Annotated in this window: 16 protein-coding genes and 1 riboswitch; of the genes, 6 read left to right on the top strand and 10 right to left on the bottom strand. The window is 38.1% G+C overall.

Annotation, left to right across the window (positions count from 1 at the left end; translation table 11 throughout):
* Positions 1-864 precede the first annotated feature (864 nt).
* The 7 genes from ilvA to folP form a co-directional block, all read right to left on the bottom strand.
* A complete protein-coding gene (ilvA, locus tag DEU40_RS07440) occupies positions 865-2,127 on the bottom strand; it encodes a threonine ammonia-lyase (RefSeq protein ID WP_110009247.1) in 1,263 nt (420 codons plus the stop codon).
* 11 nt (positions 2,128-2,138) lie between these two features.
* The gene (gene ilvC / locus DEU40_RS07435) at positions 2,139-3,185 is read right to left on the bottom strand and encodes a ketol-acid reductoisomerase (RefSeq protein WP_110009246.1); all 1,047 of its coding nucleotides are present in this window, start codon (positions 3,183-3,185) and stop codon (positions 2,139-2,141) included.
* Between the two features lie 39 nt (positions 3,186-3,224).
* Positions 3,225-3,506 (bottom strand): hypothetical protein, encoded by a 282-nt coding sequence (locus DEU40_RS07430; RefSeq protein WP_110009245.1) that lies wholly within the window; start codon positions 3,504-3,506, stop codon positions 3,225-3,227.
* Between the two features lie 18 nt (positions 3,507-3,524).
* On the bottom strand, positions 3,525-5,246 hold the full coding sequence (ilvB, locus tag DEU40_RS07425; RefSeq protein ID WP_110009244.1) for a biosynthetic-type acetolactate synthase large subunit: 1,722 nt from the start codon (positions 5,244-5,246) through the stop codon (positions 3,525-3,527).
* 6 nt (positions 5,247-5,252) lie between these two features.
* Positions 5,253-6,935: a dihydroxy-acid dehydratase gene (ilvD, locus tag DEU40_RS07420; protein ID WP_110009243.1), complete on the bottom strand. Its 1,683-nt coding sequence runs from the start codon at positions 6,933-6,935 to the stop codon at positions 5,253-5,255.
* A gap of 179 nt (positions 6,936-7,114) precedes the next feature.
* Positions 7,115-7,987 carry a branched-chain-amino-acid transaminase gene (gene ilvE, locus DEU40_RS07415; RefSeq protein ID WP_110009242.1) on the bottom strand — a complete coding sequence of 291 codons (873 nt, stop codon included), beginning with the start codon at positions 7,985-7,987 and terminating at the stop codon, positions 7,115-7,117.
* A 370-nt stretch (positions 7,988-8,357) separates the two neighbouring features.
* Positions 8,358-9,128 carry a dihydropteroate synthase gene (folP, locus tag DEU40_RS07410; protein WP_181397944.1) on the bottom strand — a complete coding sequence of 257 codons (771 nt, stop codon included), beginning with the start codon at positions 9,126-9,128 and terminating at the stop codon, positions 8,358-8,360.
* 466 nt (positions 9,129-9,594) lie between these two features.
* On the opposite strand from folP, the gene DEU40_RS07405 reads away from it, so the two are divergent.
* From DEU40_RS07405 to tpiA, 4 genes are all read left to right on the top strand, one after another.
* Entirely contained in the window at positions 9,595-10,161 is a 567-nt protein-coding gene (locus tag DEU40_RS07405) for a DUF1599 domain-containing protein (protein WP_110009240.1), read from the top strand.
* Between the two features lies 1 nt (position 10,162).
* On the top strand, positions 10,163-11,272 hold the full coding sequence (locus DEU40_RS07400; protein WP_110009239.1) for a BT_3928 family protein: 1,110 nt from the start codon (positions 10,163-10,165) through the stop codon (positions 11,270-11,272).
* Between the two features lie 94 nt (positions 11,273-11,366).
* Positions 11,367-11,714: a TerB family tellurite resistance protein gene (locus DEU40_RS07395; RefSeq protein ID WP_110009238.1), complete on the top strand. Its 348-nt coding sequence runs from the start codon at positions 11,367-11,369 to the stop codon at positions 11,712-11,714.
* A gap of 39 nt (positions 11,715-11,753) precedes the next feature.
* Complete coding sequence (gene tpiA / locus DEU40_RS07390; RefSeq protein WP_110009237.1) at positions 11,754-12,512, top strand: triose-phosphate isomerase; 759 nt, start codon at positions 11,754-11,756, stop codon at positions 12,510-12,512.
* A 68-nt stretch (positions 12,513-12,580) separates the two neighbouring features.
* On the opposite strand, the gene DEU40_RS07385 is transcribed toward tpiA, so the two are convergent.
* The gene (locus DEU40_RS07385; protein ID WP_110009236.1) at positions 12,581-13,849 is read right to left on the bottom strand and encodes an esterase-like activity of phytase family protein; all 1,269 of its coding nucleotides are present in this window, start codon (positions 13,847-13,849) and stop codon (positions 12,581-12,583) included.
* Positions 13,850-14,072: 223 nt separating this feature from the next.
* Positions 14,073-14,264: riboswitch (cobalamin riboswitch) on the top strand.
* A 62-nt stretch (positions 14,265-14,326) separates the two neighbouring features.
* Between DEU40_RS07385 and DEU40_RS07380 the strand changes: the two genes are divergently transcribed.
* Positions 14,327-15,430, top strand: a complete 1,104-nt coding sequence (locus DEU40_RS07380; RefSeq protein WP_110009235.1) for a T9SS type A sorting domain-containing protein — start codon at positions 14,327-14,329, stop codon at positions 15,428-15,430.
* Positions 15,431-15,613: 183 nt separating this feature from the next.
* Here the strand turns inward: DEU40_RS07380 and clpP are convergent, their stop codons facing one another.
* Entirely contained in the window at positions 15,614-16,300 is a 687-nt protein-coding gene (gene clpP / locus DEU40_RS07375) for an ATP-dependent Clp endopeptidase proteolytic subunit ClpP (RefSeq protein WP_027373257.1), read from the bottom strand.
* 112 nt (positions 16,301-16,412) lie between these two features.
* On the bottom strand, positions 16,413-18,398 hold the full coding sequence (gene dnaG, locus DEU40_RS07370; RefSeq protein WP_062671270.1) for a DNA primase: 1,986 nt from the start codon (positions 18,396-18,398) through the stop codon (positions 16,413-16,415).
* Between the two features lie 103 nt (positions 18,399-18,501).
* Between dnaG and tsaE the strand changes: the two genes are divergently transcribed.
* The gene (gene tsaE / locus DEU40_RS07365; protein ID WP_110009234.1) at positions 18,502-18,909 is read left to right on the top strand and encodes a tRNA (adenosine(37)-N6)-threonylcarbamoyltransferase complex ATPase subunit type 1 TsaE; all 408 of its coding nucleotides are present in this window, start codon (positions 18,502-18,504) and stop codon (positions 18,907-18,909) included.
* Positions 18,910-18,952 lie beyond the last annotated feature (43 nt).

The raw sequence follows: 18,952 nt of genomic DNA, 5'->3' as shown, positions 1-18,952 counted from the left end.
TTTTAACGTTCACAGAATTCATTTTCTTAACGCTTCAGTTTCTTATGTCATTTGATATTGCCAGAAACATAAAAGCTTCACAAAAATTGTGAAGCTTTTTTTCATCACTGAAGCCATCCTGCTTACTAAATATCGAAGATGCTTTCTTCACTATTCTTAAAAACTTTATTATTCTTAATGGTTCAAAAATTATTTTTAATCTACTTCTTTTGTCTTGAAACAAAAGAATCAAAAATTCAAGACTTAGAAATTTCAGCTAAAAATGAAATCTGTTCTCTAAAAACTCTAAACTCGTGCGGAAACGATCTATGTTTAGAATCATATTTTGTCCCGCACTCAAACAATAGAGTTTTCTTAACGTTCACAGAATTCATTTTCTTAACGCTTCAGTTTCTTATGTCATTTGATATTGCCAGAAACATAAAAGCTTCACAAAAATTGTGAAGCTTTTTTTCATCACTGAAGCCATCCTGCTTACTAAATATCGAAGATGTTTTCTTCACTATTCTTAAAAACTTTATTATTCTTAATGGTTCAAAAATTATTTTTAATCTACTTCTTTTGTCTTGAAACAAAAGAATCAAAAATTCAAGACTCAGAAACTTCAGCTAAAAATGAAATCTGTTCTCTAAAAACTCTGAACTCGTGCGGAAACGATCTATGTTTAGAATCATATTTTGTCCCGCACTCAAACACCTGAGTTTTTTTAACGTTCACAGAATTCATTTTCTTAACGCTTCAGGTTCTTATGTCATTGGATTTTGTCAAAAAACAAAAAAGCTTCACTGATTGTGAAGCTTTTTTTCATCATTGTGTTTTTAGAATCTGATTTGTGTACGAAATAATTTAGTATTGAATATGATTTTAAATAAGTAAATTCATCAGCGAAGGATCATTGTTCAGATAGTTAACAAAGAAATCATACTGCTTCATCTTATCGATCAATGGGGTGAAATCTTTGTTTTGCTTCAGGGCAATTCCTACAACTGCAATTCCTTTTTCTTTTGAATTTTTTTGAGTGTATTCAAAATAAGTGATGTCGTCATCAGGCCCCAGTACATCCATTACAAAGGTTTTCAATGCTCCGGGACGCTGTGGGAATCTGACCAGAAAATAATGCTTTAGTCCTGCATGAAGCAATGCTTTTTCCTTGATTTCTTCCATCCGGGTAATGTCATTATTGCTCCCGCTGATAATACATACTACGTTTTTACCTTTTATTTCCTCCCTGTATTTTTCCAATACTGCTACTGAAAGTGCTCCCGCCGGTTCAACAACAATAGCATCTTTATTATACAAAGACAATATGGTTTCACAGACAAGTCCTTCATCCACGGTAGCCATATCGTACAGGATATCTTTACAGCGTTCAAATGTAATATCTCCCACTTGCTGTACCGCTGCTCCGTCTACAAAACGGCTGATCTTTTCAAGAAGAACAGGTTTTCCTTTTTCAAGGGCTTTTTTCATGCTTGCTGCTGCGGAAGGTTCTACCCCGATAATCTTTGTTTGCGGAGACAGATGCTGAAATACAGTGCAGATTCCTGCTGCCAGTCCGCCGCCGCCGATCGGTACAAAAAGATAATCAACCACACCTTCTGTCTGTTCCAGAATCTCCAGTGCTGTTGTTGCCTGTCCTTCAATAATCGCCGGATCATCAAAAGGATGGATAAATACGCTGTCATGGTCTTTACAAAACCTCATCGCAGCATCTTTGGATTCATCGAATGTGTCTCCAAATAAAATAACATCGATGTATTCTCCACCAAACATTTTCACCTGTTCAAGCTTTTGCCCGGGAGTTGGCAAAGGCATGAAAATAGTTCCTTTCACCTTCATGGTCCGGCATGCAAATGCAACTCCCTGCGCATGATTTCCGGCACTGGCACACACAACACCTTTTGAAAGTTCTTCCTCAGACATGGTGGCCATCTTATTATAGGCTCCTCTTATTTTATAGGATCTGACCCTTTGAAGATCTTCTCTTTTAAAATAAATATTCGACTCATAAATAGCTGATAGATTGTTATTGACAGCCAAAGGTGTTTTTACCACTACATTTTTTAATCGTTCCTCCGCTTTATAGACATTCTCTAAAACGGAGGAACTTACTCCCTCTTTCATCATCCGTTTACTTATTAATTATTTTCTGGTCTCAGGCTTCGTACTGTTTTCCCGGCCTTCCACATTTCACTTTCTCTTAGTTCACTAAGTTCAGCTTCCAGTTTTTCACGGTAATCCGGTTTGCTGTTGCTGTCAATGGAACGTTGAGCTTCATTTCCTTTGGCTACGTTGTCATACAGTTCTTCAAACAAAGGCGAAGTAGCATCTCTGAAACGCTTCCACCAGTCCAAAGCTCCTCTCTGAGCGGTTGTACTGCAGTTGGCATACATCCAGTCCATTCCGTTTTCTGCTACCAATGGCATTAATGACTGAGTCAGTTCTTCTACGGTTTCATTAAAGGCTTCAGAAGGGCTGTGCCCATTTTTTCTCAATACGTCATACTGAGCGGCAAATATTCCCTGTACAGCACCCATCAAAGTTCCGCGTTCTCCGGCAAGATCGCTGTATACTTCTTTTTTAAAATCGGTTTCAAAAAGATATCCGCTTCCTATAGCAATTCCCAATGCTGTTACTCTTTCTCTGGCTTTTCCTGTAGCATCCTGATATACGGCAAAACTGCTGTTCAGACCTCTGTTCTGCAAAAACATTCTCCTCAAGGATGTCCCTGAACCTTTTGGTGCTACAAGAAATACATCTACATCGGCTGGAGGAACGATTCCTGTACGCTCGCTGAACGTAATTCCGAAACCATGAGAAAAATACAACGCTTTCCCTGGAGTAAGATGCTGTTTTACTTTCGGCCAGTATTCAATCTGTGCAGCATCACTCAGAAGATAGCAGATAATGGTTCCTTTTTCCAATGCTTCTTCAATTTCAAATAATGTTTCTCCCGGTACAAATCCGTCTGCTATTGCTTTATCCCAAGATTTGGAGTTTTTTCTCTGCCCTACAATCACATTAATTCCGTTATCTTTCTGGTTCAAAGCCTGCCCGGGCCCCTGTACTCCATAACCAATTACTGCTACAACTTCATCTTTTAGTGCTTCCTGAGCTTTTTCCAACGGAAATTCTTCTCTTGTTACTACGTTCTCCTCTACTCCTCCAAAATTCAATTTTGCCATTTTTTTTGATTTTATTTATTGATGTTTAATTTTTTGCGCTTAACTAGCATATTCTACTGCGGTCAGATATGGATTTCTGTGGTAATGTACTTCCAGAACGTCTACCTGCTTTTCCATTTGCCTGCTGATCTTCTGAACAGAATCTTCTGTTTCTCTGATAACAATAACAAACTTTTTTACTTTTTCCATTTCTGAAGGACCAACATTAAAGGTCACCATAGAGATTCTTCTTCTCGAAAAAATAGCATTGATGCGGCTGATTAATCCTAAATAATCTTCTGTATACGCTGTAATGGTATATTCTTTATGATCTGTTTTCATCTTTTTTATTTTTAAATTTTATTTATTATTTAATACAATTTCCGAAACACTTTTTCCCTGAGGGATCATCGGAAATACATTGTGTTCTTTTCCTGTCATTACTTCAAGGAGGAAAGATCCTTTGTGATCCAACATTTCACGGAGCGCCCATTTTAAGTCTTCCCTCTCGGATACTTTTTTTCCGGGAATATTGTATCCTTTCGCCACCTGAACGAAATCGGGACTCTGGATATCTACGGAGGAATATCTTTCTTCGTGAAACAATTCCTGCCACTGCCTTACCATTCCCAGATAGCAGTTATTCAGAATTAAGATCTTCACTTCCGGATGATGCTGCATAATGGTTCCCAGTTCCTGAATATTCATCTGAGCTCCCCCGTCTCCCATTACAGCAATAACAGGACGGTTTGTTTCTGCATAAGACGCTCCTATCGCAGCGGGAAGACAGAAACCCATGGTTCCCAGCCCACCGCTTGTGACATTGGTTCGGGAATGTTTGAACTGAGAGTATCGGCAAGTCGCCATCTGATGCTGTCCTACATCTGTTACAATTACTGCTTCACCTGCTGTTATCTCATTCAACTGGCGGATCACCTCTCCCATTGTAATCTCACCTTCTTCAGGGTAGAGCTCCGTATGAATCAGATTAATGCTTTCAATTTCATGACATTTTTTAAATCTTTTATGCCAGTGATGATGTTCTCTTTTTACGATCTTTTCTGTAAGAAGTGGAAGCGTATGTTTGCAGTTTCCCAGAACGGGAACATCTGCTTTTACATTTTTATTGATCTCCGCATTGTCAATATCCAGATGAACAATCTTTGCCTGTTTCGCATACTGATCCAATCTTCCGGTCACACGGTCATCGAACCGCATTCCTACAGCAATCAGAACATCACATTCATTGGTTAATATATTCGGACCATAGTTTCCGTGCATTCCTACCATTCCTACCGCTTGTGGATGATGAGTTGGAATAGCACTCATTCCCAGAACCGTCCATGCTACCGGAATTCCTGATTTTTCTGCAAACTGTAAGAACTCCTTTTCAGCTTTTCCGAGCATAATCCCCTGTCCAGCAATGACAAATGGCTTTTCTGCATTATTGATCAACGCTGCAGCTTTTCCGATATTTTCCATACATGGATCGGGATCCGGTTTATAGCTTCGTAATGTGTGGCATGGTGAATAGCCTTTATAAGCAACAGACTGCAGCTGGGCATTTTTAGTCACATCAATCACTACGGGCCCGGGACGGCCTGACTTTGCAATGTAAAATGCTTTTGCCAATACTTCGGGAAGCTCATGAGCATCCGTCACCTGATAATTCCACTTGGTAACCGGACTTGTGATGTTCATAACATCTATTTCCTGAAAGGCATCAGTTCCGAGAAGGTGTTCAAAAACTTGTCCCGTAATACATACCAAGGGGGTATTATCCAATAGAGCATCTGCCAAACCTGTGACAAGATTGGTTGCTCCCGGGCCGCTGGTAGCCAGTACAACACCGACTTCTCCTGAGACTCTTGCAAGACCTTGTGCTGCATGCACTGCCGCCTGCTCGTGACGTACAAGGATATGTTTCAGGTTCTCTTTATAATCGTAAAGGGCATCATAAATTGGAATAATGGCACCTCCCGGATATCCGAAAACGGTTTTCACCCCTTCCTGAAGAAATGCTTCAAGAATAATCCGGCTTCCGCTCAATTGTATTTCTGTTGATAGATTCAGATTTTCCATATTTTTTTATTGAGTGATTTCGTCTGTTACACAGCCTTCTGCAGCTGATGATACGGTTAATGCATATTTATAAAGCAATCCTTTCTGTACTTTAAGAGCTGGTTTCTGCCATCCTCTCTTTCTTCTTTCGATCTCTTCTTCTGAAACTTTAAGCTGTATGGTGTTGTTGACAGCATCAATTTCAATCAGGTCATCATCGTTTACAAAAGCGATAAGACCTCCTTCATGAGCTTCGGGAGTGATGTGTCCTACTACAAAACCATGAGTTCCTCCGCTGAATCTTCCATCTGTAATCAAGGCTACACTGCTTCCCAGTCCTGCTCCAATCAGTGCACTGGTGGGTTTCAGCATTTCCGGCATTCCGGGAGCTCCCTTCGGACCTTCATGACGGATGACAATCACATCGCCATGCTGTACGGTTCCATCCTGAATTCCTCTGATCAGATTTTTTTCGCCATCAAATACACGGGCTTTGCCTACGAAACGTTCTCCTTCTTTTCCTGTAATTTTGGCTACACTTCCTTTTTCAGCAAGATTTCCGTATAATATTCTCAGGTGACCTGTCTCTTTTACAGGCTCTGATAATGGTTTAATAATCTTTTGAGTAGTAAAATCCAGATCGGGAACATTTTCTAAATTCTCTGCAACTGTTTTTCCGGTTACCGTTAAACAATCCCCATGTAATAATCCCTGGTTCAAAAGGTATTTCATGACGGATGGTATTCCCCCGTGCTCATACAGATCCTGCATCAGGTATTTCCCGCTTGGTTTTAAATCTGCCAGCACCGGAGTTTTATCACTCATTTTTTGGAAATCATCCTGAGTAAGCGGTACTCCCACACTTTTTGCCATAGCTATAAAATGCAGAACGGCATTGGTACTTCCTCCAAGAATAACAATCATGCGCAGCGCATTTTCAAAAGCTTTGCGGGTCATGATATCCGAAGGTTTAATATCTTTTTCCAATAATATTTTCAGGTATTTTCCTGCTTCAAGACATTCTTCCTGTTTTTCTTTGCTTAAAGCCGGGTTGGAAGAAGAATATGGAAGGCTCATTCCTAAAGCCTCTATCGCGGAAGCCATTGTATTTGCTGTATACATTCCACCACATGCACCGGCTCCGGGGCAGGAATTTTTTACAACCCCATCAAAATCTTCTTCAGTAATTTCTCCTGCAATCTTTTTTCCTAAAGCTTCAAAAGCAGAAACGATATTAAGCTGTTCTCCTTTGTAGCATCCGGGAGCTATGGTTCCTCCGTACACCATGATGGATGGTCTGTTCAGTCTTCCCATTGCGATGATGGTTCCCGGCATATTTTTGTCGCAGCCCGGCAATGCAATTAATCCGTCGTAGTATTGCGCTCCACAGATGGCTTCGATGCTGTCGGCAATCACATCACGGCTTACCAGAGAATAGCGCATTCCGTCTGTTCCATTGCTCATTCCGTCACTTACTCCGATGGTGTTAAAAATCAATCCGGCTAATCCGTGGTTCCATGTTCCTTTTTTTACTACCTGGGCAAGATCATTCAGATGCATATTGCAGGTGTTTCCGTCATAGCCCATACTGGCAATTCCGACCTGAGCTTTGTGCATGTCTTCTTCTGTAAATCCTATCCCGTACAACATGGCTTTGGCTGCGGGTTGTTCACTGTTTTGCGTGAATGTTTTTGAATATTTATTTAACATACTTTTCCTACATTTTCTATTCTTTTCTCTTCTTCAAATAGAGTTTTTTACTAAATTTTGATCCAAAACTACATTTTGTAATATTCTTTTCATTTTCGTTTTTCCAAAAAACTACAATATTCAATTGTTTAAAAAATGAATTTATTTATTTGATAATCAAATGTTTATATTCTTAAAATTTACAATGACAGAACTCTTACCAATTTCAAATATGCCTGTTGTACTCTCCTGCTCTCCGTATTTTCCCAATTTTTGGAAAATGGAACATCATCAAGTGAATCCAGGGCAACAATTTCTGCTGCCGTACCACAGAAAAAGCCTGCATCTGCACCTCTCATTTCTTCAGGTTTGAAAAAAGTTTCCTTTACCGGAATAGCTAGCTCGTTACAAATTTCCATAACGGTTTGCCTAGTAATGCCCGGAAGAATACTTCCTTTGGCGGGAGTATATAAAACTCCGTCTTTTTCGTAGAACACATTGGCTCCTGAACTTTCGGCAACATTTCCGTTTTCATCAAGAACCAGCGCTTCATCATAGCCTTTATCTTTCGCATCCTGGCAGGCCAATATTGAGTTTACATAATGTCCTCCTACTTTGGCTTCCACCTTGAATGCCTTAGGATTAGGACGTTGAAAGGGGGAAGTCATAATTTTCATTTTATCCGCCAGATAGCCGTTGTTCCATTCCCATGCAAGAAGAGACAGATAAGATTTTTGTCCTTTTGAAAGTGACATATTGGGCGAACACGTAACCAACGGACGGATGTAAGCATCTGTAAACCCATTACGATCCAGAAGTTCATAGGTAAGTTCTGTAAGCTGATTTACGGAATAATCAAAAGGAATATGCATGAGTTCTGCTGATCTTTTCAGTCTTTCGTAGTGTTCTTTTGCTTTGAAAATTTGAGTTCCATGATCTGTGCTGTAGGATTTTATGCCTTCAAAAACAGAGTAACCATAGTGAAGTGACTGGCTGTAAAGATCAGTTCCCGCATCTTTTGCTTTCGTAAATTTTCCGTCAAAGTAGATGGTCGTGTCATCGTTGTAATACATGTTATAGAGGTTTAAAAAATTAACAAATGGAAATAAAAAAAACCCTCTCACGCTGTGAGAGGGCTCAATATATGTACAGTCATACACCTTCCTTCTCACAGCCGTAAGGGAATAATAATGACGATAATAATTACTGATAATAACTGATACATACTTTTACACTATAAAAAATTAAAAACAAAAAAACCGTTTCATAGTTTGAAACGGTTTTATATATAATTTAAATTAAAATCTATTTAAAATGCCGTTTCCTTACTGTTGTTAATGACAACAGCAATAATAGAAATGACAATAATATTTTTCTGATTCGTAAAATTCATATTGCAAATGTATAAACTTTTTAATTACTCACAAGTTTTTTTTGTACTTTTTATTTTTTTCGTAAAAAATGGTTCAGTGTTTCCTTTGCTTCAGCCACATCATGAACCCTCAAAATTTTAGCTCCCTGTTCCAATACTTTCATGTGCAGTTTCTGTGTTTCCTCATTGATGTCCAGCGGTGATTTTCCCAGAGGCCTGTAGATAAATGACTTTCTGGAAATCCCTATCAGCAGAGGAAATTTTCCGAACCCGAGGTATTCAACTTCATGGATCATTTTCATCTGATCTTCCACTGTTTTTCCAAAACCAAAACCGGGATCAAGAATGATATCATTCACTCCTTTTTCTAAAAGTTCTTTTGTTTTTTTTGAAAAATATTGGTTCACTTCCAGTGTAATATCTTCAAACTTTATTTTATCATGCATGGTTTCGTAAGAAGGATTTACATGCATCAGAATATAAGGAAGTTTCGTTTCAGCAGCTGTATTGAACATTTCTGTATCATACTGACCTCCAGAAATATCGTTGATCAGATCAATTCCTTCATTAAATCCGAATTTTACAGTTTCTGCGTAAAAAGTATCCAGGGAAATCAGGGCCTCCGGAAACTCTTTTTTAATCAGAGAGATGGTATTTCCGATTCTGCTGATCTCTTCTTCAGCACTTAAAAATTCTGCATTGGGACGTGTAGACTGTGGTCCGATATCCAGTATTTCAGCTCCGTCCTTCAAAAGTTTTTCAGTGTGTTTCAACGCTGATTTTTCATTATTGAATTTTCCGCCATCAGAGAAGGAATCCGGGGTCATATTGAGGATTCCCATGATTTTCGGGGTGTCCAGTTGTACTAAACGGCCGTTGCAGTTGATTGAATGAGTTGGAGGGTTTGAGTGTTGGAGAGTTTTAGGGTTGGAGAACATGAGATTATTATTGATGAGGGTAGATTATAAATGATGAATGATAATTGATGAATGATTTTTGTAGTGCAAAATTAGTGATTTATGAGTTTTAAATCAGAAATTAGAAGCTAGAAGTTAGAAATTAACGGCTGAAAGTTAGAAGCTAAATGAGCCCTTTTAAACCTCAAAACTAGATCAATCGGATATTGAAACTCTTTCCTCAAATACTCTCTAACCCTAAAACTCTCCCACTCTCAAACCCCACAACTCGAATCCCGAATCCCGGAACTCTAAAACTCTCCCACCCTCAAACCTTCAGACACACAAACTCAGCTTATCAAATTGAAAAATCTAAAACCGAATTCGTATATTTGGAAGATTAAGAAGATTTATGTTAAAAACATCAGTACAGTTTGAGAAAGTTATCAGTCAGTGCCGTGATCTTTTCGGCAAAAAATTGCAGGATTATGGTGCGGCATGGAGGGTTTTAAGACCAAGCTCCATTACGGATCAGATTTATATTAAAGTCAACAGGATCCGTACGCTGCAGATGACTGATAAAAAAATGGTGGATGAGAGTGAAGAAGATGAATTTATCGCCATTGTGAACTATTCTATCATTGGACTTATTCAGCTGGAGAAAGGTCTTTCCAATGATTTCAACGAAAATAAAGAAGAAATTTTAGGTCTGTATGACCAATATGCCAACGAAGCGAAAGCTTTGATGGAAAGAAAAAATCATGATTACGGTGAAGCATGGAGAGATATGAGGATTTCTTCGATTACGGATCTTATTTATCAAAAAGTATTGAGAACCAAACAGATTGAGGATAACCAGGGACAAACGATCGTTTCGGAAGGGCTTGATGCCAACTATTTCGACATGCTGAATTATGCCGTCTTCTGTCTGATCAAGTTCTCGGAAAAAGAAAATCAGTTCGAACCCAAAAATATTTAATATGCTCAAAGGTTTATTACGCTTTATTATTGCTGTCATTTTTATCCTTTCAGGCTTTGTGAAAGCCGTGGATCTGGTAGGTTTTTCTTTCAAAATGGAAGAATATTTCTCTCCTGCTGTTTTCAATATGCCGTTTTTTGAAAAGTTTGCCCTGCTGTTTTCCATTATCGTGGTGGTACTGGAGCTTTTCTTAGGATTTATGCTGCTTCTTAAGTTAAAGCTTAAATTTACCTTATCCATATTAATTGCTCTTTGTATTTTCTTTGGATTCCTGACGTTTTATTCGGCTTATTTCAATGTGGTAACAGATTGTGGATGTTTTGGAGACGCCATCAAATTCACTCCATGGCAAAGCTTCTTAAAAGATGTTGTACTGCTGGTAGGATTGATTATCTTATTTGTCCTTTACAGAAAAGATTTCCGTAAAAAAGATGAGTATGGAGTTACTTCAAAAGAGTCTTCCCATACGTTCCAATATATTCTTTTAACAGTCTTTTCTTTGGGAATGATTTATGTTATGGCACAGGGAATCATGCATGAACCGATCATTGATTTCCGTGATTATAAAATCGGGACAGATATTAAAGGTGAAAAAGCTAAAATTGACAAAAACCCTTCTGAATATAAGACATTTTACTCTCTAAAAAATGAAAAAACAGGACAGTTAGTAAAGGTAAATCAGGATGATTATATCAAAAAAACAGAATATTGGGCAGAAGGTTCTCCATGGAAAATTGAAGATGGAAAAAATGAATCTGTATTGATCAAGGAAGGTTACAAATCTGAAATTGTAAAATTTAAGATTGAAGATCCTACAGGAATGGAAGTTACCAATGAGATCATCAACGCTCCAAAAGCTGTTCTGGTGTTTTCCTATCATCCAAAAGAAATCCCTGCTGACCTGCTTCAGAAAGTGGAGGCAAAAGTAAATGCCCAGAAAGGCGCCCTTATCTACGGAGTTTCAACAGAGCCTAATACTTTTAAAACCATCAAAAACGTACTAATGGACGGAACTTCCATTAAAACAATAGCAAGAAGCAACCCGTTTGTACTGATTCTTGAGAATGGAAAAATTGTAGATAAACAACCTGCAAAGGACTACGTTAATTAATTATAAATGATGAATGATCTTTTTAACGAAAGCTAATCGTGGATCAATTATCAAATATCAAATTTAAACACTAAACTTAAACATATAAAAGCTCATGCAAAAATCAAATAAATCAATCGCCGGTTATCATTTATTAATGATTCTTTCTTCTGTAGACGGAGAGTTTGCTCCTGAGGAAGGAATGCTGGTACAGCAATACCTGGCGGATGAATTTCCTTTCAGAATGAACCTTGATAATGAATTGGATACTTTGGCCCTTTTACAGCCTGAAGAATGGAAAGATCATTTTGAATTCCATGCAAGATGTTTCCACGAAGATTCTACAGAGGATGAACGTGTGAAATTTGTTCAGTTTGCAAAATCTTTAATCAAAGCGGACAATAAAGTAACGGAAGAGGAACATACATTCTATGTTCTGCTGAAAAACCTTTGGGGATTATAAACAACAACGAAAAATAAAATAAATCTATATTTAAATCTTATGAGAAGAAAAATAGTTGCAGGAAACTGGAAAATGAACAAAAATGTAATTGATGCACAGCAATTGATGATTCAGTTACTAAGCTATAAAAACAATAACGCTACCAACTGTGAAGTTTGGATTGCTCCACCGGCATTATACCTGATGATGGCAAAAGACGTTTTTGAAAAGGATGAGATCGGAGTATTTTCTCAGGATATGAGCGAGCATGAAAGCGGTGCTTACACAGGTGAAATTTCTGCAGATATGCTGGAATCTATTGACGCTACAGGTTCTTTGATCGGGCATTCTGAAAGAAGGCAATATCACGGAGAAACAGATTCTCACTGTAACAGAAAGATCAAACTGGCTCTTGATAAAGGTCTTATTCCTGTTTACTGTAACGGAGAAACTCTTGAACAGAGAAAAGCAGGGCAACACCTTGAAGTCGTAAAAAACCAGACTGAAGTAGCTCTTTTCACGCTTTCTGCTGAAGAGATCAAAAAAGTAGTGATTGCTTACGAACCTGTTTGGGCTATTGGAACAGGAGAAACGGCAAGTCCGGAGCAGGCTCAGGAAATCCACGCTCACATCAGAAACATTATTGCTGCAAAATACGGACAGGAAGTTGCTGACGAAGTTTCTATTCTTTACGGAGGTTCTGTAAAACCAGACAATGCAAAAGAAATTTTCTCTCAGCCGGATATTGACGGAGGTCTTATCGGAGGAGCAGCTTTGAAATTAGAGGATTTCTCTAAGATTATTGAAGCTTTTAACTAGAATTCATTGATCTAACAATAAAAACGGCGGAATCTTCGATTCCGCCGTTTTCCGTTAAAAAAATCTAATTATTGAATATCGACTACATACATTGTTCCCTTGTCTACTTTACCCGTTTTAGGTAAAATTTTGGATTTTGGATTTCCGTTTCCATCATCTACCACTCCAAAGTCATCATCATTGAAAACAGCCAGTTTATTATTTCCCAGATAAACAATTCCCTCGAATTTATCATGTTCGTAGCCCAGTTTTGCTACCAGATCTACTGCTAATGTTTTGGTAACAGCTTTTATCCCGGCATTGGTAATTTCATCCCATGAACATTGTTCTAAAGCTTTTCCATTGATTTTCATTCCGTCAACAGCGGTGATATCGGCTCCGTTTACATCTGTTGCATTGCTCAGATTGATTCTGTATACTTTTTTGATTCCACCCTGGGAACCGAAATTTCCATCTCTTTCAATGACTAAGAATTCACTGTTACTTATTGCTGTAATATCACAAACCGAATCAGAAGCACCTCCATCCTGCTTATATAGAAACTGTTTAGTCTGCCCTGTAACCGTATCAAATGTGACAATTCTCGTTAAAGTTTTATTGGTAGCCAGTGCTTTGCTGGGAACATACATCATCGACTGTATGGTTCCTACCAGAGTTCTTCCATCCGGACTCATACAAAGACCTTCCATTCCTCTGTTGGCTCTTCTTTTCGCTAAAACAGCAGGCAGTTTTCGAGAACCTGTATTTACACCAATCGGGCTTATTCTTTCCATCTCCACTCCATCTGCACTGTAATGGACAATATGCGGTCCATATTCATCGGAAACCCAGAATGTACCATCAGCAGCAGCAACAATACTTTCGCTGTCTAAACCATATTGATCTGTTCCTAAAACATTTCCGGAAGCATCATATGCGATCTCACCTGTACTTCCCATTCCTGCAGGGTTTGGAAGACCTGTAATAGGCTGCCCGGAAGGATTTTTAAGTTTAATATATCTGATGACCTCTATATTCCCGTCTGCATTGATTTTAAAATGCATAATGGTGGGTGTAAAGCCGGGGGCAAGGAATTTTTTTCCATTCTGGAAGTCCGTATTGGGACCTCTGTCTGTAATGACATAGAACTCACCTTTTCTTGTTGGATGAGCGGCAGCACCAGAACCAAATCCGCCGTTGATTACATCCACTCCGTTTATCGTAGTCAGTTTTGAAAATGGAAACTCCTGAGGGAGTTTGGAATAATTAATATCCTGATTAACCATTGCGATATCGTCATCACTTTTACATGAAGCCAATACAGCCAGTATACCCACAGAACATAGTAATTTTTTCATATGCTATTTTATGGCTGCGAAAATAGGACTTGATTGTAAACTGATCTTAAATACAATGATAATTGTTTTTTAACAATTGAACAGACAGAATGCATTGAGGATAAATAAGAAAAGAATCTATTTAAAAATGAAAAACCAACAATCCAACCAAATTATTAATCAATTTGAAAATCATTTTTTAAAGGAAAATAATTCACAAAACAGACTTATCAATTTATATGATATATTTGCAGCGTTTTAAGGCTGAACAATGTTCATTAATAGGGAATCAAGTGAGAATAATATTCAAATCTTGAGCTGTACCCGCAACTGTAAACTGTTTAAACTTACTGCACAAAAACCACTGGATCTGAAAATCCGGGAAGGAAGTTGTAAGATGTGAGCCAGGAGACCTGCCTTAAAACACCAGATTCAGAGAAAGAATTAGTTCTGCTCTGAAGATAAGTTTCGGGAATAAAACTTTAAATTAATTATATCATGAGAAAAATCTATCTTTTTTTCTTACTGCTTTGCATGCAGGTATTGTCGGCCCAATTCACAGAAAACGACATTAAATTTTGGGTAGGAACCGGTTCTAAAAAAGCATATTTCATTGCAGACTTTAATGATGACAGCACCCCAAATTCTTATGCTTGGGGATACCGTTTTGACGGAAATGGCTTAACCATGGAAGACATGATTACTGCTATTGCCGCTGCAGAACCTAAAATGGAAATTGAAATACCATCCGGATTTCTGTACAGTTTAAATTACAATCACCATACTCCCAGCCTTGACGACTATTGGTCAACCTGGTCAGGAAACACTCCATCAACTATGGCATTCAATAATGGTGTGAACAATGATCTTTTAGTGGACGGAAGATGGTATGGAGCTTCTTATAGTTTTTCCCCTCCTACAATGCCTTCCCTACCAGTTCCAGCCTACAGTTCTGCTTGGTTTGTTCCCTCGCAGGTTACAAACTGGGTAGGAAGCGGAACTAATAAAAGTCTTGTCGTTATTGATTTCGGAACTGATAATGCCAACGGAAATGCCAATTCTTTTGTTTTTGGAATTAAATATAACGGAAGCATAACTGCTGAACAGGCGTTACAACTGATCCAGTCTCAAGCTTCCTATTTCAATTTTGCATCAGCGAATAATCAGATTACTAATTTAACATTGAATTCATTTACTGGAAATACTTCCGGATCAGACAGCTGGAAGTTATATAAAGGAAAAGATCTATCAAGCTGGCAAACAAAAGCCAATCTTTCTCAGATTCAACTGAGTAACAATGACTGGTTTGGATTAAGTTTCGGGCAAAGAAGACCATTTACCCCCACCGAGGCCCAGCTGACTTTAGGAATTTCTTCTGTGACCAAGAAAAAATTCAATATTTATCCAAATCCGGCAAGTGATTTCATTCAGATTGAAACGGCTGAGAAACTGAAAGAAGTGAATATTTACTCTGTGACAGGACAAAAAATAATGACTTCTCAGGTTACTAAGATTGATATTCATTCTTTAAACTCAGGAGTTTACTTTGTGGAGATTAAAACAGCTGAAAGTTCTACGGTACATAAGATTGTTAAGAAATAGAGAAAGCGCCTTGAGGCGCTTTTTTTGTGAGGATATGGATAAAATATACTGTTACAACCGCCCGTCAAAAATTCTTTGAATTATTGCCACCCCTCCAGCGAATGTAAAATGAGTGATTAAAATATAAATCCAACAAAAAAACCGCACCAGATTGGTGCGGTTTTCTGATGATGTTATCATCAATTATTTTTTCTCTGTGGATCTTTGTAAAACCTCATCTACCATTCCGTAACCTTTAGCTTCTTCAGAAGTCATCCAGTAATCTCTGTCAGAAGATTTTTCTACCCATTCATACGTTTGTCCTGAGTGATGACCGATGATTTCATAAAGCTCCTGCTTCAGTTTCAACATCTCTCTCAAGTTGATTTCCATATCAGAAGCAACTCCCTGAGCACCTCCTGAAGGCTGGTGGATCATTACTCTTGAATGCTTAAGCGCAGAACGTTTTCCTTTTTCTCCGGCAACCAGTAATACAGCTCCCATTGAAGCAGCCATACCTGTACAGATAGTCGCTACATCCGGCTTGATGATCTGCATGGTGTCATAAATACCCAGACCTGCATATACACTACCACCAGGAGAGTTGATGTAGATCTGAATATCTTTTGAAGGATCAGCACTTTCCAGGAATAAAAGCTGAGCCGTAACGATGTTTGCTACCTGATCATCAATACCTGTTCCAAGGAAAATAATTCTGTCCATCATCAGACGGGAGAAAACGTCCATCTGAGCAACGTTTAATCTTCTCTCTTCCATGATGTACGGAGTAAGATTCGTAGGCCCATACATTCCCATATACTGATCGGTAACCAAACCGTTGTTTCCTAAATGTTTTACAGAGAAATCTCTGAATTCTTTTTTAATGTCCATATTTCTATTATGTATTATTTTTTAAATATTCTCGAAGTTTAAATTACAATATTTATTCCTAAAATTTTATAGGACTTTTTGTCACAGAATATTAAAATAACTGACTTAAAAATTACCGTTTTCTACCATAGATTCCTTTGATAGGTGAATATTCAATGATATTACTCAATCGCATGGAAGCTTGTTTCAATAGCGTAATTTTCTTGATAAGCTCATAGTACTTTCCTTCATCAGTATCCCTGTACACATCCAGCTCTTTATCTGTTTCTGTGATTAAATAATCAATATATCTGAATTTGTGCAGCAAAACATCTCCCTTGATCTGATCTGCCACTTTATCACCGTAATTGGGAGGATAAATATTTCTGGAAGCCCAGTTTTCAAGCTCATCCAACGGGATCAGAGCGTCTACAACCTTTGTGGTAATTTCTTCGTCCATAAAAGATACAAAAAAGTTTCCACTTCTCAACTCATCTTTTTGAATTCCTTCCCTCACCTGAGTAATAATGATTTCATTCCCTTTAACTAAAAATTCATACTGCTCTTCTTCAAAATGATGAAGAATTTCCTCAATTACTGTAATCTGATATTCTTCTCCTTGTTCATTTCTACGTTTCAGAATAATATCTCCAAATGCCAGCATGTGTTCAACAAGTTTGTTCTCCATGAACAGTACATCATACAGAAAAGGATCTTCTTTTTCCTGATCCAAAGGTACAACCTCCATCTTTGGAGCGGCTGTTTTCTCTTTCTGCTGCTGCTGAACATGATGGGTCTGATTCTGTGTGATCTGCTTCTGAACATCCAGTTCATTGAAAAGACTCTGCTCAGAAAGCCCGAATTTATTGGAAACCTCTTTCAGATAAACCTCTCTTTTCAGGGCATTTTGTACGAAAGAGACAGATTTCACAATATCTCTGATTGCTTCAGCCTTTTTAATCGGATCATTTCCGATATCTCTCAGGAGAATTTCCGCCTTGAAATCGATGAAATCCATCGCTTCATTTTCGATATACTTTTCAACGTATTCCTGCGGGTGTTTTCTGGCAAAGGAATCCGGGTCATCTCCATCAGGGAAAAGCAGAACACGGATGTTCATTCCCTCAGTCAGTAACATGTCAATACTTCGGAAACTGGCTTTGATACCGGCATTATCACCATCAAAAAGGATCGTTACGTTTTCTGTAAGCCTCTTAATCAGTTTGATCTGCTCTGTCGTCAAAGAAGTTCCTGAACTTGCCACTACATTTTCAATTCCGGACATATGAAGGGAAATCACGTCCATATATCCTTCCACCAAAAGACAGGCATTCTTCCTGGAAATAGCCTGCTTACTCTGGTTTAATCCGTAAAGAACATTGGATTTATGATAGATCTCGGTTTCCGGGGAATTGAGGTATTTTGCAGTTTTGACATTATTCTTCAGAATCCTTGCTCCGAAGCCTAAAACCCTGCCAGAAAAACTGTGAATAGGGAAAATAACCCTTTCCCTAAAACGGTCTACGCCTGCAGGAGTATTTTCAGGAAAAATAGAAAGTCCTGATTTTTCAAGAATTTCTTTATTATATCCTTTTTCCAGGGCATAAGCTGTAAAAGCATTCTTCTTCTCGGGAGAATATCCCAGCTGGAATTTCTTAATGATATCATCCCTCAACTCCCTTTCTTTGAAATAAGAAAGTCCTATGCTTCTGCCCTCCTGATCATCCCAAAGGATCTCCTGAAAATAAGTATTGGCAACCTCATGGATTTTATACAGCAGATCTTTTTCTGTCTGGGCATTTTTTGCTTCTTCAGAAATTTCACGCTGGTCTTCCTCAATTTCAATTCCGTATTTTTTTGCAGCGTGGCGGAGTGCCTCAGGATACGTAAAATTTTCAATTTCCATAAGGAAAGAGATCGCCGTTCCTCCTTTTCCTGTGGAGAAGTCCTTCCAGATCTGCTTACTGGCAGAAACTACAAAACTGGGTGTTTTTTCATCATGAAAAGGACTGAGCCCCTTGTAATTAGACCCTGCTCTTTTCAACTGCACATATTCGCCCACAATCTCTTCAACGCGGATCGTGGAGAATATCTTATCAATGGTCTGTTTGGAAATCATAGTACAAAAATACACATAAAAAAAAACCTTACAATTATATAATACAAGTGCATTATATTTAGTAAGTTTTATCATTATTTTTGCAAAATAAATTTGCTACTATATGCAGTTCACTATCAATACAATCGAAGACTGGCAGGAAGTTGTTGACACCATCATTCCTCAATTACAACATAATATTCTTTTATTAAAGGGAAACCTGGGAGCAGGTAAAACCACATTCACTCAATTTCTGCTTAAAAACATGGGCAGTAATGACGAAGTAAACTCTCCCACTTACTCTATTGTCAATGAATACAATACCGAAAAAGGGAAAGTATTTCATTTTGATCTTTACCGCTTAAAAAACATTGAAGAAGTCTATGATATCGGAATTGAAGAATATCTGGACAACTCTTTTTTATGCATCATCGAATGGCCGGAAGTCTATGAAGAGGACCTTTACGGTCTTAACTACCATACAATGAGCATTGTAAATACGGGTGAAAACAGAGAGATTTCATTCGATTAAATATTATGTATCTTTGCTCATTAATTGAGTGTAAAAAACAATC

Origin of the sequence: Chryseobacterium sp. AG844, from assembly GCF_003182335.1 — a bacterium.
GTDB classification, from domain to species: Bacteria; Bacteroidota; Bacteroidia; order Flavobacteriales; family Weeksellaceae; genus Chryseobacterium; species Chryseobacterium cupriresistens.
Note: the sequence above shows the minus strand (reverse complement) of the source record. Positions and strands in the feature narration are given on the sequence as shown.